Below are 6,139 nucleotides of genomic sequence, written 5' to 3' on the forward strand. Positions count from 1 at the left end.
AAGGTGCGAAACTTGAGATAGGTAAGCGCATAGTTTAAGGGTGGATTTTAATTGGCGCCATTTATCTCTATAATTGTTATCAGGAAATGCGAGCGTTTTACTCCAATCCTTTGCGAGAATGCAAGTATTTTACTCTATTCGGGAGACTAGCAATTATGAGATCAAAACGAATTTCTGCAGATGAGCAGTTTCTGCTCATCATGGAGTGCCGACAAAGCGGCCTCTCCGACTATCAATGGTGTCAAATGAATGATATTAATCCAGGCACCTTTTATAACTGGATCAGTAGACTTCGCAAGCGCGGAATGGTAATCCCCATGTTATCCGATCAAGTAAAGAAAACATCAGCTCCTTTGCAGGAAGTGGTCAAGGTTAACTTAATGCCGGCTCCTTTGCAAGTAGAGCAAAATACTTGCATTGTTCCGGATCTAGCTACCAAAGAATTGCCTACTGTTGAAATCCTGATTGGCAATGCAACAATCCGCTTCTTTAATAACACAGATAAAAACCTGATCGAAACAACTCTCAAATGCATGGGAGGTGTTTGTTGTGCTAGGTGATATTTCCTCAGCAACCAACATCTATATCATTACAGGCTATACTGATTATCCGAGAAGAATTATTATTCGAGAAGTTTTTGGCGAAGCCTCATATTTTCTGATCTTTTTTTGTTATTTCTTGAATAATGATATTACCGATATCTTTATTGTACAAACTACAATAAGGAGGTATTGCCATTATGCAAGAACAAAATCATTCATTCATGGAACTGAGGACAGAACTTATAAGAAAACTGAGGGATAGGGGCTGTACGACTATAACCATTACGGGCTATAGGTATTTATGCAACAGCATTTTTACGTGGCTGTCAGATAATGGCTTCGATTGCTACAACGAAAAAGCAGGAGCTCTGTTTTTGCAGTATTATCAGTCTGTGCATGGAGAAAATCAGTACTATCTCGCTTTACGCACAGTAGTGCAAAGATTAAACGACTTGTTGAAGGGGACATGGTCTGATGTGCATTCTGATAAAGGAAAACACTTTTGCCTGCCTGATGCATTCGCAGAAATAGTTGACCGTTATTGTAACTGGAATGAAAGTACTGGGCACGCTTTCGGAACTGTTAGGAATAAGAGATATGCTATATCCTGGTTTCTGGATGAGCTCTCAAAACAGGACTGCAAATCTCTTGACGTACTGTCTCCGGTATGTATTGCACACGCTTGCTTAAAAGTAACTAATCATAGCCTTTGGGGTGAAATCAGACTGTTTTTAACGTATCTTACAGAGTTTGAGGGTGTAACATCGGATTATTCAACAATAGTGCCTCATTATAGTAAACCGTATGTCATCCCAAGCGTATATTCTGTTGAAGAGATAAAGAGAATAGAAGAAGCTGTAGATACCAGTACTGTTTTAGGAAAACGTGATTATGCGATGATTCTTCTTGCGTCGAGAATGGGCATGCGCTCCGGTGATATTGCGAACTTGACGATTGAGGATGTGCTGAACAGAACTGACTTGGATATCATTCAGACAAAAACTGGAAACGCACTCCACCTTCCTTTGATTAGCGAAGTGAGATTGGCCATTGACGATTATTTATCAGTCAGACCGGAATCACAGACAGATATAGTGTTTATAAACGCTTATGCTCCATATAATCCGATAACAACTTCTACCATCAGAGCTGCATTAAGGAAATATATCGGTCTTGCTGGTATTGATTCTGGAAATCGCAAAAGAGGTCCTCATGCTCTCAGGGCATCGCTGGCCAGTTCCATGGTCAACAATGATATAAGCTATGAAACTGTAAGAAAGGTATTGGGGCATAGTTCTAATAATGCCATCAAGCATTATGCACGTATAGACATTGAGAATCTAAGAAAATATAGCTTAACACCGCCGCCACCTTCCGATAGATTTTCTGATTTCCTACACGGGGAGGTGGAATAAGATGGCAGTGTTTAACTCAGTTTTTCGCGAAGAAATATCAATGCATCTATCTGTAAGGGAAGCAGAACTTAGTTATGAGGCATATAGGCACTACAGAAGAACCATGATTCTATTTGATGAATATCTTTGCAGGATCAACCATGCTGATAAGGAAATATCTGAATCAGTGATCGAATCATGGATCAGAGAAGTCAGCGCAGATATCTCAATTAATACATCAGGTCAGCATGTACATTACATCAGACAACTCCTTCTGTTCTTGGCTGATTTAGGTTATACATGCTTTATTCCAAGAACACTTGCGACCCATGATACTTACGTGCCTTATCTTTATTCAGATGAAGATATAAAAAAAATCTTTGCTGTTGCAGACTCATTGAGGATTTCAAGGGCAAGAAAAAACAAGTTTGCTGAAAAAGAAATACCATTGATACTGCGCTTGTTATACTGCTGTGGACTGCGTGTTGGAGAAACAGTATGCATTAAGGTAGGAGACCTGGATTTTGAAAGAAATCTGATTATTCTTAGGGTTACAAAAAAGTACAAACAGCGATTGGTTCCCTTTGGAAAAGATTTGGCAGAAATCATTTACAGATACTGTATTGGCATGGGTATACTGAATGATTCGGATGCATATTTATTTCCGGCGGATGACGCTAAAAGCCATATTTCACCCGGTAATGTCGGAAATTATTTTAGGATCATCAGAGAAAAGGCTGGTATAACCTGCAATGATCAGGCTGAACACGGACGCGGCGCCTGTCTTCACTGTTTTAGACATTCGTTTGCGGTAAGAAGCTTTGATAAAAACGAGCGCAGTGGAATTAAAGCCAGCGAGTCTGTCCCGTTCCTGTCTACATATTTAGGGCACGACAGCCTTTACGAGACGGAAAAATATTTGAAATACAGTGGTAATTACTTTGAGGATACGCTTACAAAGTTTGATGATTATTCTGGGGAATTATTTCCGGAGGTGGTCATATATGAGTAGGCGGAAAATAGAGTTCATGTCATTACTGGAAGATTATTTCGAGATATACCTGCCCTATAGCCGTGGTCTTAGCCGGAACACCATAGAATCTTACAAGCAAAGCTTTATGCTTCTGCTTCAGTTCATGCAGAATGTCAAGGGAATAGATGCTGACGATATCAGGTTCTCAAGCTTGGATTATGATACATTGTTAGAATTCTTTAACTGGCTTGAGAAAGAACGGCAATGCAAACCGGTTACCAGAAACCAGCGTTTATCAGCCCTTTCAGCATTTTCGGAGTATGCACAGAATAGAGATTTTGATGCTGCATCCATATTCAGAAGTGCCATTATAAAAATACCGATAAAACGTGGGAGTAAAAAGCAAAGAGCTGTATTTTCAAGGGAAGAAATAAAAATACTATTGTCGCTTCCTGACGAAAGATATGAAACTGGTCTGAGGGATAAAGTTCTGCTTTCATTTATGTATGCAACAGGCGCAAGAGCGCAGGAAATATGTGATTTCACAGTTGCAGATCTGCATATAAATGGCAAAAATGCATCTGTTACATTGCTTGGAAAAGGTTCAAAGACCCGTCAAGTAGGTGTTTCCCTGACACTTGCAGAGACTGTGCAAAAGTACATAAGGCACAGGCATATAGAAAGATATCCTGGAAGGCATGTTTTTTCAAGTCAGACACATGAACTGATGACGGTTTCTTGCGTTGAAGGCATATATAAAAAGTATGTAACCATTGCGAAGAAGAAACACCCTGGCTTGTTTCTGCAAGAAAGCTATCCGCCTCATTCCATGAGACATAGTACAGCATGCCATTTACTGGAAGCTGGAGTCGATATCGTGACAATAAGAAATATATTAGGTCACGTGTCGGTTCAGGCCACCCAAATTTATGCAGAAATGTCGCAGGATTCTGTAGACAGGAAGCTGAAAGAATGGAATGATACCTGGTTTGGAAGCAAAATCGAGCTGAAGGAACCTAAAAAAGATATTCCGGACTTCCTGAAAAAGAAGTAGATTGTTATCTGAGAAGAATTATTGAAAATGTAGAGATTATCAGTGATTTTCCGAAACTTCTCGAATAATAATTCTTCTCGGATAATCTGTATTATTCCAGAACTCGAATAATACGGATATGCGTAAGTCCATAGATGGACTCTACGCTATCATTCTAGACCAGTTGAAAGCAGAACCGGATGCCAGATCCATTTATCTATTTTGTGGCAGACGATGTGACCGAATCAAGGTTTTACTCCGAGAGCCTGACGGAATGGTTCTTCTCTATAAACGGCTTGACGTTGTTCAAGGCAAGTACCGATGGCCAAGAAATAGCAATGAGGCAAAAAACATTACCTGGCAACAATTCGACTGGCTTATGACGGGGCTTGAAATCGAGCAGCCAAAGGCTCTTAAAACTGGATGAAACCCTTGATTTTACTGGCTTTTTCGCTCTTTTTATGGTATACTTTTTATAGTAAACTAAGGAGCAAAAACGTGGCGAACAGTAGTAACGATATAAAACTCACCCAGCTCAAAGACACGATTTTGGAGCTTAATACTACCATCAAAACACTGGTAGAAGCATTGAATAAACAGCAGGCTGAAAATGATAATCTAAAAGCTGAACTGGCTTGGTTTCGCCAGAAGTATTTTGGTGCTTCCAGTGAACGCCGCGTGGATGATGTCGCAGGTCAATTGAACCTTTTTGACAATCTTACAGAGGACGAGAAACCGGTGGAACTAATCGAACCGGAAGTTGTCCTCGCTCCAAAGAAATCTCGAAAAAAGAAACCTACTTTAGCAGAACAATTCAGGGACATCCCGACCAGACAGATAAATGTAGATACACTGACCGAAGAGGAAAAAACATGTCCAATCTGTGGGACCCAAATGATTCCGATTGGGACAGAACTAATCCGCAGCGAAATCGTTTATACTCCGCCAAAGCTGGAACGTATCGAATACATGGCAATCACGTATTCATGCCCAGAGTGCAAGGATACGGAGGAACCACAGTTTATAAAGGATAATGGAACGCCTGCATTGATTCCTGGAAGTTATGTTTCAGAATCTCTGCTGGCATATATCATTTATCGAAAGTACGGATTGTACATTCCTCTTTATCGCCAGGAGCAGGATTTCCTGCAGATGAACGCTCCAATAGGACGAACATCTATGGCACACTGGATTATTATAGTTGGCATTGAATATATAACGCCGCTATATGATTACTTTCACAGGGAACTGCTAAAACGCAGATTCCTTATGATGGACGAGACACCAATCCAGGTATTAAAAGAGGAAGACCGACGGGCACAGACAAAATCTTATTTATGGGTTGTCCGAACTGGTGAAGATGGATTAAATCCAATCATCCTCTATAATTACACGCCCACAAGAGCAGGAGAAAACATCAAACAATTCCTAACGGGTATTGAACCTGGATTTTATCTAATGGCAGATGCATACCAGGGCTACAACAAGGTGAATGAAGCCAGGCGTTGTTGTTGCTTTGCGCATATCAGGAGATATCTATTGGAGGCTATCCCGAAAGGCCATGAGAAGGATTACAGTCATCCGGCAGTACAGGGAGTCTTGTATTGTAATAAGCTATTCGAGTATGAGCGGGTCTATAAGGAAAAAGGGCTCTCATGCAAACAGATCGGAAATCGTCGCCTCAAAGACCAGAAACCAGTCGTTGAGGGTTTCTTGGCGTGGGCAAACCAAGTCACTCCCGGAGATAATGCCAAACTTAAGAAAGCGATCACATATATCAAAAACCGTCGAGACTTTCTTATGACCTATCTGGAAGATGGCCGGTGCAGCCTGAGCAACAACCTTAGCGAAAATTCAATCCGTCCAGTAACTGTAGGCCGGAAAAACTGGCTCTTTTCAGATACTCCGGAAGGAGCGACAGCTAATTCGCTCTATCTCACCATCATAGAGATGGCAAAGGCGTATGACTTAAATCTATATGAATATCTGAAGTTCTTGCTAGAGAATCGTCCCAGCAAGGTCATGTCAGATAATGAGATAGCAAAACTTGCGCCTTGGGATAAAACAGTCCAGAAACTTTGCAAGAACAAAATGGAGTAAAATGCTTGCATTTCCGAATCCTAGCAATAGGATCCGGAAATAAATTTTGAGCCATACCCCGAAACTATGCGCTTACTGAGATAGTTACATTATAACA

5 protein-coding genes and 1 pseudogene are annotated in these 6,139 nt (G+C 40.8%); all 6 read left to right on the plus strand.

The features are described 5' to 3' along the window. Window positions 1–155: 155 nt before the first annotated feature. The 6 genes and pseudogenes from tnpA to tnpC all read left to right on the plus strand — a co-directional run bounded on the left by tnpA (window position 156) and on the right by tnpC (window position 6,042). On the plus strand, window positions 156–560 hold the full coding sequence (gene tnpA, locus DS742_RS15040; protein WP_117417797.1) for an IS66 family insertion sequence element accessory protein TnpA: 405 nt from the start codon (window positions 156–158) through the stop codon (window positions 558–560). A gap of 179 nt (window positions 561–739) precedes the next feature. Then, on the plus strand, window positions 740–1,957 hold the full coding sequence (locus DS742_RS15045; RefSeq protein WP_117417798.1) for a tyrosine-type recombinase/integrase: 1,218 nt from the start codon (window positions 740–742) through the stop codon (window positions 1,955–1,957). Between the two features lies 1 nt (window position 1,958). Further along, window positions 1,959–2,948, plus strand: coding sequence for a tyrosine-type recombinase/integrase (locus DS742_RS15050; protein ID WP_117417799.1), 990 nt, complete (start codon window positions 1,959–1,961; stop codon window positions 2,946–2,948). Beyond that, window positions 2,902–3,963: a tyrosine-type recombinase/integrase gene (locus DS742_RS15055; protein WP_242996490.1), complete on the plus strand. Its 1,062-nt coding sequence runs from the start codon at window positions 2,902–2,904 to the stop codon at window positions 3,961–3,963. The genes DS742_RS15050 and DS742_RS15055 overlap by 47 nt, the downstream gene beginning before the upstream one ends. Before the next feature lie 115 nt (window positions 3,964–4,078). After that, window positions 4,079–4,369, plus strand: a pseudogene (gene tnpB, locus DS742_RS30020) (IS66 family insertion sequence element accessory protein TnpB); the annotation flags it as partial. Window positions 4,370–4,440: 71 nt separating this feature from the next. Continuing rightward, window positions 4,441–6,042 carry an IS66 family transposase gene (gene tnpC / locus DS742_RS15065; RefSeq protein ID WP_117417802.1) on the plus strand — a complete coding sequence of 534 codons (1,602 nt, stop codon included), beginning with the start codon at window positions 4,441–4,443 and terminating at the stop codon, window positions 6,040–6,042. The last annotated feature ends 97 nt before the right edge of the window (window positions 6,043–6,139 follow it).

The sequence above is a fragment of the Lacrimispora amygdalina genome (assembly GCF_003432035.1).
Taxonomy (GTDB): domain Bacteria; phylum Bacillota; class Clostridia; order Lachnospirales; family Lachnospiraceae; genus Lacrimispora; species Lacrimispora amygdalina.